This window comes from Roseibium sp. M-1, from assembly GCF_054515675.1.
In genome coordinates, this window is record NZ_CM137257.1 from 242,321 (window position 1) to 259,588 (window position 17,268).

Genomic DNA, 17,268 nt, shown 5'->3' on the forward strand with positions numbered 1-17,268 from the left:
TCCGCGTCCTGTGCTCTTCTGGCGCTGCACGTATTGAGAAAACCGGGTTGGCCCCATCCGTCCTCGGCTCAGGAGATGGTCGTCTCTTCTACTTCGGGGGGCTTAGGGGCCGAGGCGATCCTTTTCGTGCTCCTCCAAATACCTAACCGCTCGAAAATTTTATCGCCAAAAACTAGAAGAAGCGCCGCAAGAACGGCAAGAGCACATGCCGCCCACAGCGGCAATTGGAGCCAGTCCTCACGCGCGGCAAGCAGAAAAATACCAAATAGCATGAAGAAGATGATCGCAAGCAAGCCGCTTCGCTGGCATCGGTGCAGTCTGAAGAGCTTTTCAGTATTCGGTTGAACCGCCTTCCGGTGCTCCCAGATCAATCCCGCGATTTCTTCGCGCAGGGCATCAGATGGGGCGAGCGGCTGAAAGTCGAAGACAGTGTCGATCTCCAGTCGATACACTTTAGAGACCCCAAGAACGCGCACGGCGTTGTAAAGTCCCTTAACGAGAAAGAGCAGCGAACCTAGGAAGAGTACCAGCAAGAACCACTTGCCGTCGCCCTTCGACGCTTCAATCGTCCCAACGAGTGGCACGATGAAACCAGCCAGGATGCCAAGAATGGCCAACATCGCTGTTGCCCGCGCTTCTGCAGCCTTGCCGCGCTCCGCTTCCTGCGCACCACGCGCGCTGACAAAGCGTAGCGACTGTTCAAGAACGTTGATATCCTCAGATACCAATTGCTCTCGGATTTCGCGAAGCTCACGCATACGCCGTGATCCGCATAGTAAGGCGATCTATGATCGCATCGCGGATCCGAAAGCCGGATTTTTGCTCGATCCAGGCCCACTGGCCATTGGGATTTACTTCAAGGAAGTAGAAGAGGCCATCGGTTCCGCGTATTAAGTCGACTGCAGCAAAGCCCAGATTGAAGTGCTTGGCAATCGCGCGGCAATACGCGGCGACATCCTCCGGAAGCTCAATCTGCTCATGCTTGAGGTCGAAGGAGCTGACATCCCAAAGGCGCCAGTCAACTTCAGTATCTTTGCGCTCCTGCGAATGGATTGCAACTGGGAAGAGCTTATCTCCGATCAGTGTCACACGGACATCATATGCTTTTATGATCTCGCGCTGATAAATCATCGGCACGGTCGCATAGCTTTCGAAATCGTCGATGAATGGGCGTTCAACGCGCCGCGTCAATGCCAGTGTAACCGTATCTCCCTCATGGCTGAAACCATTCTTCACGGCTTTGCAGATGATGCGGCCGCCATGTTCGTCATAAAACGCGCGAACTCGCGCAGCCGACATGCTGACGCAGGTTTCCGGGATGCGGAACCCCAGCCTACCGGCGATGGCAAGCTGTTCAAGCTTGTTTGAGGCAAGCCACAGATTGCGAGGATGATTTAGCCACTTCCTGGCATCGATCAGCCGCCATAGGCCACGGAGAGTTTCCTTGATCTCGCGTTGGACGAACAAGCGGTCACTGTCGGCTACACCATTCGGCACAGCGGGTGCGCGCGGCTGCCTGAAATAGACTCCTGTAATCTCTTCGCTTTCCAGCACTTGTCCATTCTCGAACGCTAGTCGGCATTCGGGGCTGCCGTTAAACGAGATGTCGATCTGGAATGCCCGGCCAAAATCTTCCGTATTCAAGCGGATAAACCGGATGCCGCGCTCCTTGAGGCGAAGTATAAGATAGTCGCTGGCGAGGTCAGACTTGTTCGTGACGACTAGTAGCATCCCTCGTCCTCAGGGTCTGGATCGTCATCACTAGGGGCCTGCATTGTCTTAGAGCCAGTGCTTGCGAACCAGTCCAGCGTGACAACGGGGCGTGTTTCGTCGTCCTGTTGAGCAATGTTCAACTGCTCCGTGGCGCAATAAGCCGAAGTAATGGATGCCATTTTGACAGTTCTTGCGCCCTCAAGAAGATAAGATCTCTTTTCAACCATTATCGCCCCTGTTGACTGCGGAATAATTTTGCGCCGATTCACAAATTGTTGCGAGAGTTGGGCGTTCCGTCAATGTGATCTCACTTAAAATCGCCTCTTTGACAAACAATGACTGCTATCCTCCTCGGATCGCGGCGTGCAAGGGCTTCTTCGAGCGAAGGTCGAAGGCGGTTCTCATCATCCCGCTGCAGGGTGAACGCACGGCCTTGGGTGGCCGGGAGATCACACGGCAGCTTTTATACGCTTTTTCGCTAGCATGGCTCGGACGAATTTATCCCATTTGGCCATACCGGCACGCTTCTCAACCATGTAGTTCCAGCGGTCGTAGTGTTTCGAGCTGACGTCCTGCAGGGCGTGGTTTTGGAGGCGGTCGCGGGTTTCCTTCGATATGCCCGCCTTCCCGGCGAGCGTCTTGAAGGTGCGGCGGAGATCGCGGTTCGTAGCATAGGGGATCACGCCGCGGTCCCGCTGACGCCAGACAAAGCTATAGAGCGTGCCGTGGCTGACCGGCTTTGAAGGGTCTTTGGCCGACGGGAAATACCATCCCCATTCGTTCGGCGTGATCGACTCGATCAGCTCAGCGGCGAGCAACGGCACCGGAACGGCGTGCGGCTGGTCGTTCTTGGTCTTTGACCAGTCGATGATCCGCTCCTTGGCGTCCCACTGATCGACATGCAGACGCGCGATCTCCTCGACGCGCTGGCCGGTCAGCATGATGATCTGCACGGCGCGCGGGTAGGACGGATGGACCGGCGTATCGGGGCATTCGAGCCAGCGATAGAGTTGGACGAACTCATCTTCGTCGAGCCAGCGCGTGCCTTGAACCTTGGGCTCGGTCGGAATGCCTGTCGCGGGATTGAAGGGGATGCGGAAGCGGCGGGGGGACTGCTGTCGATAATCGTTGTCGGACTTCATTCCCCAAGCAAAGGCGGCATGGAGATAGGAGCGCACATGGTCGGCCATCGACTTTGCGCCGCGATCGTAGATCGGGCGGATCAGCTCGATGATCTCCTCGGCCTCGATCTCGCGGGCGAGGCGATTGCGCCCGAGCGTATTGGCGATTTTGTTGAGGCCCTTCTCGGTCTCCTTCCACGAAGGCTTCCCAGCGTCCTTAAGTGCGGCGACATAGCCCTCGAACAGAGCGGCGACCGTGCCAGGGCGCGTGTCGGTGGCTATCTTGATGCTCCTGCCTTTTTGGATGACGTCGGCAAAATCACGCTTGAAGACTTCGCGGGCCTGGGCCAGCGACATCGAGGGATAGGCCCCGAGCTTCTTCTTGGTGCGTCTGCCGTCGCGCCATTGCTGTGCCATCCAGTCGGCGGTGACGCGCTTCGGCATGGGCTTGAGAACGAGGACGAGACGGCCGGTGCCGCGTCCTTCGCCATCAGCGAGGTTCTCCTGCTTCTGACTCATCTCGACTCGCTTCAGCGCATGTCGGATCGTGGTGTCGGTGAGTGTGGCCATGGCCTTTCCTCCTTTCCGGAACTGGGGTCGGTCGGGGAGAAACAGGGATCGCTTGCTGGGAGCGGAAGGCCGTTTACTACCCCTTGTGCAGCCCCCAATTTTCCAAAACCGCCCCCACCACGCAAGGGCTAAAAACCGTAAAATCCTCAGTGTTTCAACGTGATTGAACGTGAGCGAGCGGGATCAAAATCAGTGAGTGGGGTGGTTGTGGACCAGGATCAACGCCGTTGCCGACAATTCAAGCGCCCTTCGGATCACCTCACGCGGGTAGACGGGCGTGTGATCGACCGTGCCGGTCTGCTGGACTTCATCGGCGATCAGGGCGTTCTTCTTGTCCAGAAACAGGATGCGGAACTGTTCGACCGGTGCCATGCCCATGGAGGCCTGCAGGTAGTCGCTTACCTTTGACCAGCTGTCCAGCATCTGCTTGCCGTCCAGGCCGGCGCGGTGAAAGCGGACGACTGCCGCATGGACCGCCTGGATGGCGTCGATGCTGATATCGGAAAGACCGGGAATTTCCTTGAGTCGTTCCCGTGGCGCGGTGAGTGCTGCCGGAAAGGAACCGAAGCGCTTGAGCATCGCCTTGGCGATCGGCTTGGTGTCCTTGCGGGGCAGGGCGGAGAATAACAGGAATTCCAGAAGCTCATAGTCGGCGAGACCCTGCTCACCGTTTTTACGAAACCGGTCCCGCAGCCGTTCGCGGTGTCCCTTGTGGTCCGCTTCGCTGCCGTCCGGTGTGCTGTTCCCGGAAGTTTCTTCTTTCATCAGGTCCTAGCTGTCCGGAAATCCCGGCTTGTGAAGGCCCTTGGGCGAGGTGGTGAAGATCTGGCAGCCGTCCGGCGTGATGCCGATGGAGTGTTCGAACTGGGCCGAAAGCGACCGGTCCCGCGTGACGGCAGTCCAGCCGTCGCTCAGAACCTTGACGTGCGGGCGGCCGAGATTGACCATCGGCTCGATGGTGAAGATCATGCCCGGCTTCAGCTCAACACCTTCGCCGGGGCGGCCGTAGTGGAGGATGTTCGGTGTGTCGTGGAAAAGCAGCCCGAGGCCGTGGCCGCAGAAGTCACGCACGACCGAGCAGCGCTGCGCCTCGACATAGGCCTGGATGGCCGCGCCGATGTCGCCGGTCGTGTTACCCGGCTTTGCCGCCTCGATGCCGCGCATCAGCGATTCATACGTGACGTCGATCAGCCGTTCCGAGGCGCGCTTCAACTGGCCAACCGGGTACATGCGGCTGGAATCCCCATGCCAGCCGTCGAGGATGAAGGTGACGTCGATATTGAGGATGTCACCCTCGCGCAGACCCTTGTCGTTGGGAATGCCGTGGCAGACGACATGGTTGATCGAGGTGCAGCAGGACTTGGTGTAGCCGCGGTAGTTCAGCGTCGCCGGAATGGCGTTGTGATCCATGCCGTACTGATAGACGAAGTCGTCGATTTCCTGGGTCGTGGTGCCTGGCTGTACCCTATCGGCGAGATCGTCGAGACAGGCGGCGGTCAGCTGTCCGGCGCGCATCATGCCCTCGAAGTCCTCGGGGCCGTAAAGGCGCACCTGTCCGGTGTTCTTCAGGGGAGCTTCCGCTGCATCGATATAGCTGACCATGGGGTTTACCGTGTCTCTTATGCGGCATCCTTGATGTGGCCGTATGAAACCGCACCGGATACCGGATTATCCGTTTCAGATGACATACCGTCCAAAGCGGTCAATTTCCAGCACTACCTCGGCTGAAAGCATGTGAGCGGGGAAACTTGGCGGCCTTGCCCCGAAAACGTGCGACGCCTGCTTGCGCTTTTCAGGAAGGCCCGCTAGGGGAGAAGCAACGCGGGCGTGGTGGAATTGGTAGACACAAGGGACTTAAAATCCCTCGGCCCTAGGCTGTACGGGTTCGAGTCCCGTCGCCCGCACCATAACTCTTGCGCTACCGCGCTTCGCGCTACTTGAGCGCGGATTGTTGCGCTACCGCCTTGCGGGCTACTTGAGCGCAGAATGTTCGCGTAACCACTCGGCTTGAGCCCGGATTTGTCGGGGTTCGCTTCGTTGCATACCAAGTTTCCCGGGGTCTCCGGCCGGAGATCCCGCCTGCCAAACCTGTTTGAAGCGCTTTGCCGCGCAATGTTTCGGTATGTCACTGGATCGTAGCGAACCTGTCACAATTTGCGCCGGAAAGAGCGGTAGAAGGCGCTTTCCCTGATTTGCCGGTTCCCGATCCGGGACGGCACACATGCATTTGATCTTGCTGCCGGAGACTTGCCTCATGACCTTTGCCGACAAGACCGCGCCGACGGGCAGCGAGTTGACTGTCTTCAAGAACGCCCGCGTCGTTCTGGCGGGCGAGGTCGTCACCGGTCATGTGGCGGTTGCCGGCGGCAGGATCGTCTCCGTTGACACCGGCGTTGCGCCTCAGGCAGGCCACGATCTTGACGGCGACTATCTGCTGCCCGGGCTGGTCGATGTCCACACGGATCACTTCGAGAAACACATCTTCCCGCGCGCGCATGTGCGCTGGGACCCGGCGCGGGCTGCCCTTGCGCATGATGCCCAGATCATCGGCAGCGGCATCACCACCGTGTTTGACAGTCTCTGTGTCGGGGCGACGATCAAGAACCCGGAGCGCCGCGAGATCCTGGCGCCGATGATCGATGCGCTGGAAAGCCTGCAGCAGGCCGGCATGCTGAAATCCGAGCATCTGGTGCACCTGCGCTGCGAGATCACCGATGCGGAAACGACTCGCTTGACCGAAGAGAACATCGCCAAGGAGATCGTGCGCATGGTCTCGGTGATGGAGCACCTGCCCGGACGGCGGCAGAGCAAGAATGTTGCCGCCTATATCGAACGGCGGATGGCGGATACGGGGGAGACCCGCGCGCAGGCCGAAGAGGCGACGCAGGAACTCCTGAATTACTCGGACGATATCAGCGGCAAAGTTCTGCCCGCCGTGGTCGCGCTGGCACACCGGCACGGTTTGCCACTGCTCAGCCACGACGACACGGAACTGGAGCATATCGACGAGGCCATTGCCGCCGGAATTTCGGTGTCGGAATTCCCCTGCACGCTGGAAGCAGCGCGCAAGGCGCGGCTCCACGGCATGCACATTGTCGCCGGGGCGCCCAACGTCATCCGCGGTGGCTCACAGTCCGGCAACGTTGCGGTCAGCGCGCTGCTTGCGGAAGATCTTGTCGATATCCTGGCCTCGGATTACGTGCCGAGGTCACTGCTCGATTGCGCGTTCATGGTGGGGCTGGGCGAGGCGTTTCACGCCGACCTGCCAGCAGCGGTCCGCATGGTGACGAAGACACCGGCCCAGGTCGCCGGTCTTGAGGACCGGGGCGAGATTGCCGAAGGCAAACGAGCAGACCTGCTCCATGTTGGTCTTCACGGCGGCCATCCCTTTGTCCGCCAGGCCTGGCGGGAAGGGAAGCGGGTGCTTTAGGAATACTCTTTGTTGAACAGGATCGATTGGTGAGGCAGGGGCATGGATGCCATGGTCGAGCCTTGGCATTGTGAACTGTTGAGGCTAGGTGGTTGCAAGGAAGATAAAAAAACCACCACTTCGTCATTGCAGGGTCAAGCCCTGCAATGACGAAGAGAGGGGATTTTCGATTGCCATCGAAGATTCAGCATCTCGTGCCCAGCTACCCGCCAATGATCCGCTTCCTCAAGACCCCCGAGAAGCCGTCGATCAGATAGACCATGAAGATGATCAGGAAGATGATCGTCCAGGCTTCCGGCCAGCGATAGGCGTGGATGCGGTCGGCGAGCAGGAAGCCGATGCCGCCGGCGCCGACGATGCCGAGGATGGTGCCGCTGCGCGTGTTGCTCTCGAAATTATAGAGCACGATCGACAGGATCACCGGCAGCGCCTGGGGAAGGATCGCGTAGCGGATAGTCTGCAGCGGGCCGCCGCCGGAGGCCTTGACGCCGTCGACGGGTTTTTGCGACGTGTTTTCAATCGCTTCGGAAAAGAGTTTGCAACAGGTTCCGACCTCGGAAACGGCAATGGCAAGAATGCCGGCAAGGGGACCGAGACCGAATGCGCGGATAAAGATCAGCGCCAGGATCAGCTGCTCGACCGCGCGCAGCGCGTCGAACCCGCGCCGGGTGCCAAGGCGAAGCCATCGCAACGGCAGGATGTTCCTGGCGCCTTGAAACGCCAGCGGAAAGGCGACAAGGGCGCCGAGAAGCGTGCCTATGAAGGCCATGGCGACGGTCTCGCCGAGGCCTTTCAGAACTTCCTGCCACTCGGCCCAGGAGGACCAGATATGGGGCGGGAACATGAAGGACAGGACATGGCCAAAGCGGGTGGTGCCTTCCAGGAGGCGCGCCGGAGAGAAGCCGAAATCCCACAGGCACCAGCCGGTGAGGAGCACAAAGGCGGTCCAGAGCAAGGTGCGCCTGACCAGTTTGCCGGCCGGTGTCCGGAATGCATCCGGTACGCGCCGGCGGGCCTTTTCCAGATCGGTGACGAGTTCGGTCATGGTCAAACGCCCTTTCCGGTGAGGCCGATGATGCGGTGGCGGATCTTTTCGCTCAGCATGTCGATGACGATCACGGTGACGAAGACGATGAGGAACAGTGCCGAGAGGTCGGTGTATTCCTGCAGGGACATTGCAATCCGGATCTCCTGGCCGAGCCCCCCGGCGCCGACAAAGCCGACAATTGAGGACGAGCGGACATTGATCTCGAAACGCAGCAGCGTGTAGCTGATGATGTTCGGCACCACCTGGGGCACGATGCCGTAGCGGATCTGGTCGAACCAGGATCCCCCCGACGCCTTTATGCCTTCCAGCGGGCGCATGTCCGCATTCTCGTTGGCTTCCGAATAGAGCTTGCCGAGAGCGCCGGTGGAATGAAGGCCGATGGCAAGGACGCCGGCAAGCGGGCCGACGCCGAAGCAGAAGACGAAAATCAGAGCCCAGACGAGATCGGGCACTGTGCGCAGGATCTCCAGATAGCGACGCGCAATGTTGAGGATCAGCGTGTTGGGGGCCAGGTTGCGTGAGGCCGGAAAGCTGAGCAGAAAGGCGCCGGCAATGCCGAACAGCGTCGCGAGATAGGCGATCAGCAGGGTTTCAAGCAGAAGCCGGAGCCAGACCTTCCAGCGCCAGAACCACTCGCCAAGATCGGCACCGAGGCTGTCCCAGTGGAGGACGGGCAGGGTCTTGTAGAGATATTCGCCGAGCCGCGGCAGACCTGCCCAGATCTTCCACATGGAAACACGCTCACCGCCCGGCAGCGTGACGTCGGTCATGTCGAAGAACCCGCCGATCCAGGCAGCTGCGAGGAAACAGGCGCCAAAGAGCAGCGTCGACACGAGATTGACGCGTAGTGCGGACTTGCGGGCCACGGCATAGTCACGTTCGAACTGGTCGACGGCAGGGGAAAAAGCTGTCATGTCTGAGCTTCCGATGGCTCCTGGACGGGGGATTAGTGCGAAGCGATCGTTTCGTCGGATGCCTTCTCAATCGTCATCCCGGCCAGGCGAAGCGCGAGCCGGGATGAGGATGCTCGGGCAAGCGGGAGCGGCCGGTAAGGTGCCACTCCCGAAAGCCGGAAGGATCAGCCGCCGCGGCGCTGCTTCTTCAGCCAGTCGCGCATTTCCACGATCCACTGATAGCGCTCGTGGTCGACCTCGATCCAGCCTTCCTGGGTGCTGTCCTCGCCGCCGGTCATTTCGATGAAGGCCAACGTGTCCTTTTCCGGGATGTCCATGAGCGCGGTGCGCATGGCGTCGATCAGGCCCTGCGGCAGATTGGTGCGGGCAGCCAGCGGGCCAGAGGTGATTTCCGGCGATTTCCAGATGGTGCAGATCGAACCTTCCTCGATCATGCCCTTGGTGACCATGCGCTGCGGGATACCGTCTTCTTCGTTGGTGATGTAGGTGGCGGCGGCATCGTACTGCTTGTTGTAGACGCCGAGCACGCCGGTTTCATGAGCGCCGGAGAAAGGGGTCGCTCCGAAATAGTCCTTCGGCTCGTAACCCTGTTTCGACAGGTTGAAATAGGGAACGGCGTAGCCGGAGGTACTGTCCGGATCGGCAAAGGCCAGGGTCTTGCCCTTCAGGTCTTCCAGGGTCTTGTAACCGCTGTCGCAGCGCACGGCGACGACGGAGAAATAGCCGGTGGAGCCGTCCTTCTGCAGGCGGGAGACCAGCGGAACGACGCCGCCGTTGGTTTCCGTATAGGCGGCCGCATAGGAGGACGAGCCGAAGAAGGCGAATTCGATCTGGTCGGCGGCGATCGCCTGGATCACGCCGTCATAGGAACCGGCGGTGAAGATTTCCACGTCAACGCCGAGTTCGTTCTCCAGGTACTTCTCGAACGGCGTGTAGCGGGCGATCCGGTCCTTTTCGTTTTCGCCGGAAAGGATGCCGAAACGGACGGTCTTGTACTGGTCCTGCCAGGTTTCCGCCCGGGCCGGGGAGGCGGCAAGAACGGCAACGGAAACGGCTGCTGCAAATAGGGCCTTCATAGGAATGCTCCTTCTATGGCCGGACGCGCCGGCGGACACGCGGCCAAAGCCGCTCGGTGGACCGGGGCGGATGGTTGCCCCGGCAGGGTCAGGCTCCGACCGCCTTGGCAACGGCTCTGGAGGAAATGGCGTGGAGAGCGGTCGAGGTGACGGCTTCGTCGATGTCGGCGGCAAGGTCCTCGCTGCCGTAGATCTCGCGCACCCGCTCGGCCGTCAGCGCTTCCGGCGTGCCGTCGAAATGCACCCGGCCGGCCTTCATGGCGACGATCCGGTCGCAATAGGCGCGGGCCGTGTCGAGTGTGTGCAGGTTGACGAGGACCGTCAGTCCGTCTGTCCGGTTGATCTCGCGGAGCGCGTCCATAACCTTCGTCGCATTGGCCGGGTCGAGCGAAGCGATCGGCTCGTCCGCCAGCATGATGCGCGGGTTCTGGACCAGGGCCTTGGCGATGGCAACGCGCTGCTGCTGGCCTCCGGAGAGCGTGCCGGCGCGCTGCATCGCCTGGGGCACGAGGTCAAGCCGGTCGAGCGCCGCAATGGCGCGGGCCCGGTCCTCATCGGAAAAGGAGCGTGCCATGGAGCGCAGGAAGCCCTTGTGGGCAATGCGGCCGACCATCACGTTGGTCAGCACGTCCATGCGCTCCACCAGGTTGAACTGCTGGAAGATCATGGCGCAGTCGGCCCGCCACAGGCGCAGATCGCGGCCCTTGAGGCTGGTGATATTGCGGCCTTCGTTCAGGATCGTGCCTTGGCTCGGATCCGTCAGCCGGTTGATCATGCGCAGCAGGGTGGATTTGCCGGCGCCGGAGCGGCCGATCACGCCAACCATCTGACCTTTCGGAATGGCAAGAGAGACGCCGTCGACCGCCGCCAGCTGCCCGAATTCTTTCGACAATTGTTCAATGACTAACATCGGCACCCCTCGGAAAACGGAGAGCCAACTAGCAGGAAACCGCGGAATGCAGATGTCTATACGATTATACTTTTATGAATTTTTACGACACTGATCTCTGTCTTGTTTGCCGGGAAAGAGATAAGGGCAGGGTGCAATTATTGATTTTTGATCTTTTCCAGAAAATGTTGTGCTTTTAGTCCGATTAAACTTAGTAAATGTCGTCGAAAATACATAATACTTTCATGTTCAGCGCCCCGCTTCTCGATAGGCTCCAGCTGCCTTGCCGGCTTTGTTTCGGCTGACTGAGGAGTTTTGCCATGCGCTTTTTGAAATCCGCCGCTCTCGCGGCCGCCGTTCTTGCCGCTTCCCTGTCTTCTTCCCTTGCCGACACGTTCAAGCTGGCGGTTACGGACGTGGAAGGCCTGGAGCGCCTTCAGGTGGAATGGGGTCCCTTCAAGGAAGCCCTTGAAAACGCCACCGATCACACTTTCGAGTTCTTTCCGGTCACCAGCCGGACCGCCGCTGCCGAAGCCCTGCGCGCCAAGCGCGTCGACTTCGTGGTGACGGGCCCTGCCGAATATATCGTCATCAACAAGCTGACCGAGGCCCGGCCGCTGATCGGCCTTGGCCGTCCGGACTATTTCTGCGCCATCGTCGTGCGTGCCGACAGCGGCATGACCCGGCCGGCGGATCTGAAGGGCAAGAAGGTTGCCTTCGGCGATATCGGCTCGACCTCCAACATGCTGTGCCCGATGCAGCTGATGGCGGATTATGGCGTCGATCCGGTCAAGGAGATCGACAAGCTGCACACGTCGCGCAACATTGCCCATGAAGCATTGAAGAAGGGTGATGTCGCCGCCATCGGCATCAACCACAATTCCTGGCTGGGCACCCGCAACGGCGACGACAGCGTGCCGAACGGTTTCTTCCGGGTGATCGCCCGTTCCGGCGACCTGCCGAACGACATGATCATGGTCGGCGCGCATGTCGACAAGACGGCAGCCGACAGCCTGCGTGAGGCGATCCTTGAGAACAAGGACGTCATCATCACCGCCATCCTGAAGCACGAGGAAAACGACAAGTATTCCGGCATGGATCTGGTGGCGATCGAGGATGGTGCCTACGACCTCGTCCGCTCCATGTACACCACCGCCGGGTTCCCGCAATACGACAAGTTCATCGGCGAATAATGGTTCAGGCCCTGCTTCAGTCCACCGGCGCGATTGCGCCGGTGGCTCCGGCCCTGCTGCCGATCGCGGAGGGTCCCTGCGATCTGAAAGTCGAGGGGCTTTGCAAGTCCTTCGGCAAGGATCGTAGCGTGCTGCAAAGCGTCTCCTTTTCCGTCGGCCGCAAGCAGGCCGTTGCGCTGATCGGTTCCAATGGTGCGGGGAAATCGACCGCCCTGCGCTGCGCATTGCGGCTGATCGAGCCGGAAGCCGGATCCGTCGTGCTGTTCGGAGAAGATATTTCCGCTGCCCGACCGCGAGATCTCAGACGTGTTCGTGCCGAGGTCGGCTTTGTATTCCAGAAGCACAATCTCGTGCCGAGGGTCTCGGCGCTGACCAATGTCATCCATGGCAACCTTGGCCGGAACGGCGGATTGCGCGGCTGGTCGCAGCTTTTCGCCCCGGCAGAATTGCGGGAACGCGCAATGACCTGCCTGGAGCGGGTGGGGCTGGCGGATCACGCCATGAAACGGGCAGATCAACTCTCCAGCGGCCAGTCGCAGCGGGTCGCAATTGCGCGAGCCCTGATGCAACAGCCGAAAATGATCGTGGCGGACGAGCCGGTCGCAAGCCTGGATCCCGTCGCGGGTCAGGAAGTCATGGACCTGTTTCACCAGCTGACGCGGGAGGAGGGCATTACGCTGCTCTTCACCTCGCACAACGTCCAGCAGGCGCTCGACTATTCAGACCGGATCCTCGCGATCCGGCAGGGCGAAGTCGTCCTGGACGAGGAAAGCAGCCTGCTGACGGCGCCGGATCTCGGAAAACACTATGGCTGAACCGGTCTCCCTCAAGCCAAGGCGATTGCCCGAGCGGTTCGAGCGGCCGGGCGTGCTGCACTTTACCGCCTATGTCGCGCTCATTGCTTTTGTCCTGTGGTCATTTCAGGGCGCGGGGTGGTCGTTTTCCGCGCTGGTCTCGGGCGGACCGGCCCTGGCGGACTTTCTCTCCAGGGCCTGGCCGCCGTCCCTGGAGCGGTTGCCGCAGCTCTCCAAGGCACTTGTCGAAACCTTTCAGATGGCGCTGGCCGGGACGATCATCGGCATCGTCCTGAGCCTGCCGCTCGCCATCCTCGCGGCCAGGGGCTTGACCCGGCAGACCATGGCCTCTCGTGCCGTCTATACGGCTTCAAGGCTGCTGATTGCCCTGTTCCGGACGGTGCCGGATCTTGTCTGGGCGCTGGTTTTCGTGATTGCGGTCGGCTTGGGTCCATTTGCAGGCACGCTGGCAATTGCCGTCGACACGATCGGGTTCTGCGGCCGGTTCTTTGCGGAATCCATGGAGGATGTCGAGAAGGGGCCGAGCGAGGCCCTGACGGCGGCCGGGGCGAGCCGGATCGATACGATCTTCTGCGCGGTGGTTCCCGCCGCCATGCCCTCTTTCATTACCACTTCGCTGTTCGCGCTCGAAAAGGCGACGCGCTCGTCCGTCGTGCTCGGTCTTGTCGGGGCCGGCGGCATCGGCATCGAGCTGAAGGTGGCGATGGATTTTTTCGACTACCAGCTCGCGATGACCATCATCCTGATGATCTTCGTTCTGGTGCTTTGTGTTGAGCGGCTCGGCACCATTGCCCGCAGCCGGATACTGGAAGGATCGTCTCAATGAGCGACATGCAGACCCTGGAAAAGACCGACACGGCCCATCTGGCCTGGGACAAGCGCTGGCGGACCGAAGAAGGCCGCGCCGACTGGCTGCGCCCGGAAGAAGATGTTGCGGGCCTCATCGAGACGCTGCAAGGGCAGGGACCGGTCAGGGCGCTGGATCTTGGGTGTGGCGTCGGCAGGCACGCACTGGCCTTCGCCCGGGCGGGTTTCGAAACCCATGCCATGGATCTCTCCGAAGCCGGTCTCGCGGAATTGCAAAAGAGTGCGCAGGTAAGCGGCCTGACCGTTGAAACCCACCTGGCACCGATGACGGCACTGCCGTTTGAGGACAACAGCTTCGACTATGTGCTGTCCTTCAACGTGATCTATCACGGCGATCCCTCGATCGTCCGGACCGCGATTGCCGAGATTGCCCGGGTGCTCAAGTCCGGCGGTGTCTATCAGGGTACGATGCTTTCCAAGCGCAACGGCAATTTCGGGCTGGGAAGGGAAGTCGCCCCCGATACCTATGTCAGGGACGGAGACGACGACAAGGATCATCCGCATTTCTATTGCAGCGCGGTCGAACTGGTCGATCTCTTCGAGCGCTTTGAACTCAGCTATCTGGAGGACAAGGTCCACAGCAAGCCGGGTTCGTGGCACTGGCACATGATCGCAGATCTGCGCAAATAGGCCCTGGACGGCAGGGATGGCCGCACGCACAGGCATGCGGCCATCCATACTTATTCCGCCGCCGGTTCCGGCAGAGGTTCTTCCGATTCCGGGCCAAGGGTCTGGTCGGCGCCGGCGGTCGGCTGGCGGGTGAAGCCCTTGAGGTCGGCGAATTCGCGGGCATCGCGCTGGATCTCGACCGGGCTCAGCGCGTAGCCCGTGGCAAGTTCGGACAGCGAACGCAGGGCATGCATGTGGATGCGCTCATAACCGTGGCTGGCATCGACGCCGAAGGTGATCAGCGCGGTACGCACATCGGCGCCGGCCTCGATCGCGGTTGCCGCATCGGAGCGGTAGAACCGGAAGACGTCCTTCTGGAACTTGATGTCGTTGTCGCGGCAGAGCTGGACCATCTTGCGGGTCAGGTGAAAGTCGAACGGGCCGGTCTGGTCGGCCATGGCGATGGTGACGCCGAATTCGTCCGAGTTCTGTCCCGGTGCAGTGGTGCCGTTGTCGATGGCAACCAGGGAAGCGATATCCGGCGTCAGGATGGACTGGGCGCCATGGCCGGTTTCCTCGGCGATGGTGAACAGCCAGAAGACATCGACTGTCGGTTCGATATCGGCTTCAACCAGCGCCTTGATCGCTGCCAGCATGACCGCGACCCCGGCCTTGTTGTCGAGATGGCGCGAAACGATGAAGCCGTTGTCGAGGAATTCCGGCACCGGATCGATGGCGACAAAATCGCCGACATCGATGCCGAGCCGATGCAGGTCGTCCACCGACTTGGAATAGGCATCGACCCTCAGTTCCACATAGGGCCAGCCGACGGGGAGTTCGTCGACGCCGGTATTGTAGGTGTGGCCGGAGGCCTTCAGCGGCAGGATCGTACCGGTATAAGCGCCGTTTTCGGAAAAGATCGTGGTTCTCGCGCCTTCCGCAAAACGCGCCGACCAGTGGCCGATGGGAACCAGCTCCAGACGGCCGTTGTCCTTCAGCGACTTGACCTGGGCTCCCAGCGTGTCGAGGTGGGAGACAAAGGCTCTCGCAGGCCGGCGGGTGCGGCCGGAAATGCGGGCACGCACGCCGCCGCGGCGGGTGATCTCATAAAAAACGCCAAGGGCTTCCAGCTCCTTCGACACGTGCCGGACGATCTCGTCCGTGTAGCCGGTCGGGCTCGGGATCTTGAGAAGATCCTTCAGCCGGTCGGACAGATAAGCGATGTCGATATTCAGAAGTGTCATATGGCGGCCCGGTGCAGTGTCGTCCTGACGGGCTGAGGCACCGACAGGGGGAACAGGAAATCGACGAAACGCTCGGCGGTCGGCTGCGGTTCGTGGTTGGCGAGCCCCGGCCGCTCGTTTGCCTCGATAAAGCGATACTCCGGTTGTCGCGGGTCCTTGACCATCAAGTCAATGCCGGTGACCGGAATTTCTATTGCCCGGGCCGCCTTGATGGCCGCTTCGATCAATGTGTGATGAGTTTCCCCCGTGACATCATGGATCGTGCCGCCGGTGTGCAGATTGGCTGTGCGCCTGACCGCAAGCCGTTTGCCTTCCGGCAGGACGTCTTCGAGCTCAAAGCCGTTTGCCGTCAGGCAGCGCCGGACTTCGTCGTCGATGTCTATCTTTGATTCCCCACCTGTTGCGGCCGAGCGCCGGCGGGACTGGATATCGATCAGCTCCTGAATGGTGGCCTTGCCATTGCCGCAGATTTCCGCCGGTTTGCGCAGGGCAGTTGCGACAACCTTGTAATCGATCACCACCAGGCGCAGGTCCTGGCCGGTAACGAACTCCTCGATCAGCACGTCGTTGGAATAGGTCCGGGCGACCTCGACGGCAGCCGTGACCTCATCGGTGGTCGTCAGGCCAATGGCAATGCCCTTGCCCTGTTCACCGCGCGCGGGCTTGACGACAACGGAGCCGTGTTTGCTCAAGAACGCGTCGATCTCGTCGGCGGAGCCGGCGAGGATCTGGTCCGGCACGGCAACACCGGCCCGCTCGACGATCCGGCGGGTGGTCGCCTTGTCGTCGCAGATCGACATGGCAACCGCGCTGGTGAATTCGCTCAAGGATTCGCGGCAGGAAACCGAGCGGCCGCCATAGGAGAGCCGGAAGAAACCGCCTTCCGCATCGATGATCTCCGCCTGAATGCCCCGACGCCGCGCCTCGTTGACGATGATCGTGGCATAGGGGTTGAGCTTGTCCTCGACCGCGGGGCCGGCAAAGAGGGCCTCGTTGATGGTGTTCTTGCGCTTGACCGTAAAATAGGGAACCCGCTCGAAGCCGAGTTTTTCGTAAAGCCCGATGGCGAGGCCGTTGTCGTGCAGGACGGAGAGGTCCAGATGCGGTGCGCCCTTGCCCTTGAAGACCTCCACCATGCGGCGCACCAGCGCCTCGCCGATGCCGGGAAAGCGCGCCTGGGGCGAGACCGCGAGGCACCAGAGCGAGCTGCCGGGATCGGCGCCGTTCGTCGCCTTGCCGTGGTCGACGCCCATGGCAGTGCCGACGATGACACCGGTCTCGTCCTCTTCGGCGACCAGCACGGTGATCATGCGCGGGTCGAGCGCGGACCAGAAGAATTCCGGCGGCACGGGCACCATGCCGCGGCTGAGATAGAGCTCGTTGATCGCTTCCGCATCGCTGCGCGAGGAGAGGCGCCGCACGGTGAAGCCCTTGCGGCGCATGCGGGCCGGGCGGTAGGTGGCAAGGTTCACGCGGAATGTGTGCGAGGGATCGAGGAACAGCTCCTGCGGCGCAGAGCCGACCAGCACATGCGGGTCGCGCACATAAAAGGCGATATCGCGCCGGTCGGGCCGCTCGTTGCGCAAGACCTCGACCAGCTTGTCCGTCTCGCGGTAGGTGTTGGCAAAGACCAGTCTGCCCCAACCGCAATCGACGAACCGGTTCTTCTGGGCCTCTGTCTCGTCCTGCCGGTACTCCGGTTTGAGGCCATGTTCGCGCATGCGTTTCAGGCGGTGGTCAAAGGCGCCTTTCGGCCGCGATGGTTCATTCTCCGCCATT

Annotated in this window: 16 protein-coding genes and 1 tRNA gene; 6 read left to right on the forward strand and 11 right to left on the reverse strand. The window is 61.0% G+C overall.

The window, feature by feature from the left end:
- Positions 1–68: 68 nt before the first annotated feature.
- From ACX3M4_RS01205 to map, 5 genes are all read right to left on the reverse strand, one after another.
- On the reverse strand, positions 69–758 hold the full coding sequence (locus ACX3M4_RS01205) for a hypothetical protein (protein ID WP_459356782.1): 690 nt from the start codon (positions 756–758) through the stop codon (positions 69–71).
- Positions 751–1,731, reverse strand: a complete 981-nt coding sequence (locus ACX3M4_RS01210) for an MvdC/MvdD family ATP grasp protein (protein WP_459356783.1) — start codon at positions 1,729–1,731, stop codon at positions 751–753. The genes ACX3M4_RS01205 and ACX3M4_RS01210 overlap by 8 nt, the downstream gene beginning before the upstream one ends.
- A 431-nt stretch (positions 1,732–2,162) precedes the next feature.
- Positions 2,163–3,404 carry a tyrosine-type recombinase/integrase gene (locus ACX3M4_RS01215; protein ID WP_459356784.1) on the reverse strand — a complete coding sequence of 414 codons (1,242 nt, stop codon included), beginning with the start codon at positions 3,402–3,404 and terminating at the stop codon, positions 2,163–2,165.
- Between the two features lie 189 nt (positions 3,405–3,593).
- Positions 3,594–4,169 carry a JAB domain-containing protein gene (locus ACX3M4_RS01220; protein ID WP_459356785.1) on the reverse strand — a complete coding sequence of 192 codons (576 nt, stop codon included), beginning with the start codon at positions 4,167–4,169 and terminating at the stop codon, positions 3,594–3,596.
- A 6-nt stretch (positions 4,170–4,175) separates the two neighbouring features.
- Positions 4,176–5,006, reverse strand: coding sequence for a type I methionyl aminopeptidase (gene map / locus ACX3M4_RS01225; protein ID WP_459356786.1), 831 nt, complete (start codon positions 5,004–5,006; stop codon positions 4,176–4,178).
- Between the two features lie 219 nt (positions 5,007–5,225).
- Here map and ACX3M4_RS01230 point away from each other — a divergent pair.
- Both ACX3M4_RS01230 and ACX3M4_RS01235 read left to right on the forward strand, forming a co-directional pair.
- Positions 5,226–5,311: transfer RNA gene (locus tag ACX3M4_RS01230), tRNA-Leu, on the forward strand.
- A 314-nt stretch (positions 5,312–5,625) separates the two neighbouring features.
- Positions 5,626–6,834: an alpha-D-ribose 1-methylphosphonate 5-triphosphate diphosphatase gene (locus ACX3M4_RS01235; protein ID WP_459356787.1), complete on the forward strand. Its 1,209-nt coding sequence runs from the start codon at positions 5,626–5,628 to the stop codon at positions 6,832–6,834.
- Between the two features lie 202 nt (positions 6,835–7,036).
- On the opposite strand, the gene phnE (ACX3M4_RS01240) is transcribed toward ACX3M4_RS01235, so the two are convergent.
- The 4 genes from phnE (ACX3M4_RS01240) to phnC all read right to left on the reverse strand — a co-directional run bounded on the left by phnE (ACX3M4_RS01240) (position 7,037) and on the right by phnC (position 10,782).
- The gene (phnE, locus tag ACX3M4_RS01240) at positions 7,037–7,879 is read right to left on the reverse strand and encodes a phosphonate ABC transporter, permease protein PhnE (RefSeq protein ID WP_459356788.1); all 843 of its coding nucleotides are present in this window, start codon (positions 7,877–7,879) and stop codon (positions 7,037–7,039) included.
- A gap of 2 nt (positions 7,880–7,881) precedes the next feature.
- Positions 7,882–8,796: a phosphonate ABC transporter, permease protein PhnE gene (gene phnE, locus ACX3M4_RS01245; protein WP_459356789.1), complete on the reverse strand. Its 915-nt coding sequence runs from the start codon at positions 8,794–8,796 to the stop codon at positions 7,882–7,884.
- A 164-nt stretch (positions 8,797–8,960) separates the two neighbouring features.
- Positions 8,961–9,872, reverse strand: coding sequence for a phosphonate ABC transporter substrate-binding protein (gene phnD, locus ACX3M4_RS01250; RefSeq protein WP_459356790.1), 912 nt, complete (start codon positions 9,870–9,872; stop codon positions 8,961–8,963).
- Between the two features lie 88 nt (positions 9,873–9,960).
- Entirely contained in the window at positions 9,961–10,782 is an 822-nt protein-coding gene (phnC, locus tag ACX3M4_RS01255) for a phosphonate ABC transporter ATP-binding protein (protein WP_459356791.1), read from the reverse strand.
- Between the two features lie 299 nt (positions 10,783–11,081).
- On the opposite strand from phnC, the gene ACX3M4_RS01260 reads away from it, so the two are divergent.
- The 4 genes from ACX3M4_RS01260 to ACX3M4_RS01275 are packed head-to-tail and all read left to right on the forward strand — an operon-like array spanning position 11,082 to position 14,266.
- Entirely contained in the window at positions 11,082–11,954 is an 873-nt protein-coding gene (locus tag ACX3M4_RS01260; RefSeq protein ID WP_459356792.1) for a phosphate/phosphite/phosphonate ABC transporter substrate-binding protein, read from the forward strand.
- Positions 11,954–12,769 carry a phosphonate ABC transporter ATP-binding protein gene (locus ACX3M4_RS01265; protein ID WP_459356793.1) on the forward strand — a complete coding sequence of 272 codons (816 nt, stop codon included), beginning with the start codon at positions 11,954–11,956 and terminating at the stop codon, positions 12,767–12,769. The genes ACX3M4_RS01260 and ACX3M4_RS01265 overlap by 1 nt, the downstream gene beginning before the upstream one ends.
- Positions 12,762–13,595 carry a phosphonate ABC transporter, permease protein PhnE gene (gene phnE, locus ACX3M4_RS01270; protein ID WP_459356794.1) on the forward strand — a complete coding sequence of 278 codons (834 nt, stop codon included), beginning with the start codon at positions 12,762–12,764 and terminating at the stop codon, positions 13,593–13,595. Before ACX3M4_RS01265 ends, phnE (ACX3M4_RS01270) begins: the two co-directional genes overlap by 8 nt.
- Entirely contained in the window at positions 13,592–14,266 is a 675-nt protein-coding gene (locus tag ACX3M4_RS01275; protein WP_459356795.1) for a class I SAM-dependent methyltransferase, read from the forward strand. Before phnE (ACX3M4_RS01270) ends, ACX3M4_RS01275 begins: the two co-directional genes overlap by 4 nt.
- A 50-nt stretch (positions 14,267–14,316) precedes the next feature.
- On the opposite strand, the gene ACX3M4_RS01280 is transcribed toward ACX3M4_RS01275, so the two are convergent.
- Together ACX3M4_RS01280 and ngg are read right to left on the reverse strand one after the other, a co-directional pair.
- Positions 14,317–15,489 (reverse strand): osmoprotectant NAGGN system M42 family peptidase, encoded by a 1,173-nt coding sequence (locus ACX3M4_RS01280; protein ID WP_459356796.1) that lies wholly within the window; start codon positions 15,487–15,489, stop codon positions 14,317–14,319.
- A complete protein-coding gene (gene ngg / locus ACX3M4_RS01285) occupies positions 15,486–17,267 on the reverse strand; it encodes an N-acetylglutaminylglutamine synthetase (RefSeq protein ID WP_459356797.1) in 1,782 nt (593 codons plus the stop codon). Before ngg ends, ACX3M4_RS01280 begins: the two co-directional genes overlap by 4 nt.
- Between the last annotated feature and the right edge of the window lies 1 nt (position 17,268).

What these genes read in the sequence shown, in the direction of transcription:
- ACX3M4_RS01205 (WP_459356782.1), bottom strand. Translation starts at nt 758, where the DNA reads ATGCGTGAGCTTCGCGAAATCCGAGAGCAATTGGTATCTGAGGATATC.
- ACX3M4_RS01210 (WP_459356783.1), bottom strand. Translation starts at nt 1,731, where the DNA reads ATGCTACTAGTCGTCACGAACAAGTCTGACCTCGCCAGCGACTATCTT.
- ACX3M4_RS01215 (WP_459356784.1), bottom strand. Translation starts at nt 3,404, where the DNA reads ATGGCCACACTCACCGACACCACGATCCGACATGCGCTGAAGCGAGTC.
- ACX3M4_RS01220 (WP_459356785.1), bottom strand. Translation starts at nt 4,169, where the DNA reads ATGAAAGAAGAAACTTCCGGGAACAGCACACCGGACGGCAGCGAAGCG.
- map (WP_459356786.1), bottom strand. Translation starts at nt 5,006, where the DNA reads ATGGTCAGCTATATCGATGCAGCGGAAGCTCCCCTGAAGAACACCGGA.
- ACX3M4_RS01235 (WP_459356787.1), top strand. Translation starts at nt 5,626, where the DNA reads ATGCATTTGATCTTGCTGCCGGAGACTTGCCTCATGACCTTTGCCGAC.
- phnE (WP_459356788.1), bottom strand. Translation starts at nt 7,879, where the DNA reads ATGACCGAACTCGTCACCGATCTGGAAAAGGCCCGCCGGCGCGTACCG.
- phnE (WP_459356789.1), bottom strand. Translation starts at nt 8,796, where the DNA reads ATGACAGCTTTTTCCCCTGCCGTCGACCAGTTCGAACGTGACTATGCC.
- phnD (WP_459356790.1), bottom strand. Translation starts at nt 9,872, where the DNA reads ATGAAGGCCCTATTTGCAGCAGCCGTTTCCGTTGCCGTTCTTGCCGCC.
- phnC (WP_459356791.1), bottom strand. Translation starts at nt 10,782, where the DNA reads ATGTTAGTCATTGAACAATTGTCGAAAGAATTCGGGCAGCTGGCGGCG.
- ACX3M4_RS01260 (WP_459356792.1), top strand. Translation starts at nt 11,082, where the DNA reads ATGCGCTTTTTGAAATCCGCCGCTCTCGCGGCCGCCGTTCTTGCCGCT.
- ACX3M4_RS01265 (WP_459356793.1), top strand. Translation starts at nt 11,954, where the DNA reads ATGGTTCAGGCCCTGCTTCAGTCCACCGGCGCGATTGCGCCGGTGGCT.
- phnE (WP_459356794.1), top strand. Translation starts at nt 12,762, where the DNA reads ATGGCTGAACCGGTCTCCCTCAAGCCAAGGCGATTGCCCGAGCGGTTC.
- ACX3M4_RS01275 (WP_459356795.1), top strand. Translation starts at nt 13,592, where the DNA reads ATGAGCGACATGCAGACCCTGGAAAAGACCGACACGGCCCATCTGGCC.
- ACX3M4_RS01280 (WP_459356796.1), bottom strand. Translation starts at nt 15,489, where the DNA reads ATGACACTTCTGAATATCGACATCGCTTATCTGTCCGACCGGCTGAAG.
- ngg (WP_459356797.1), bottom strand. Translation starts at nt 17,267, where the DNA reads ATGGCGGAGAATGAACCATCGCGGCCGAAAGGCGCCTTTGACCACCGC.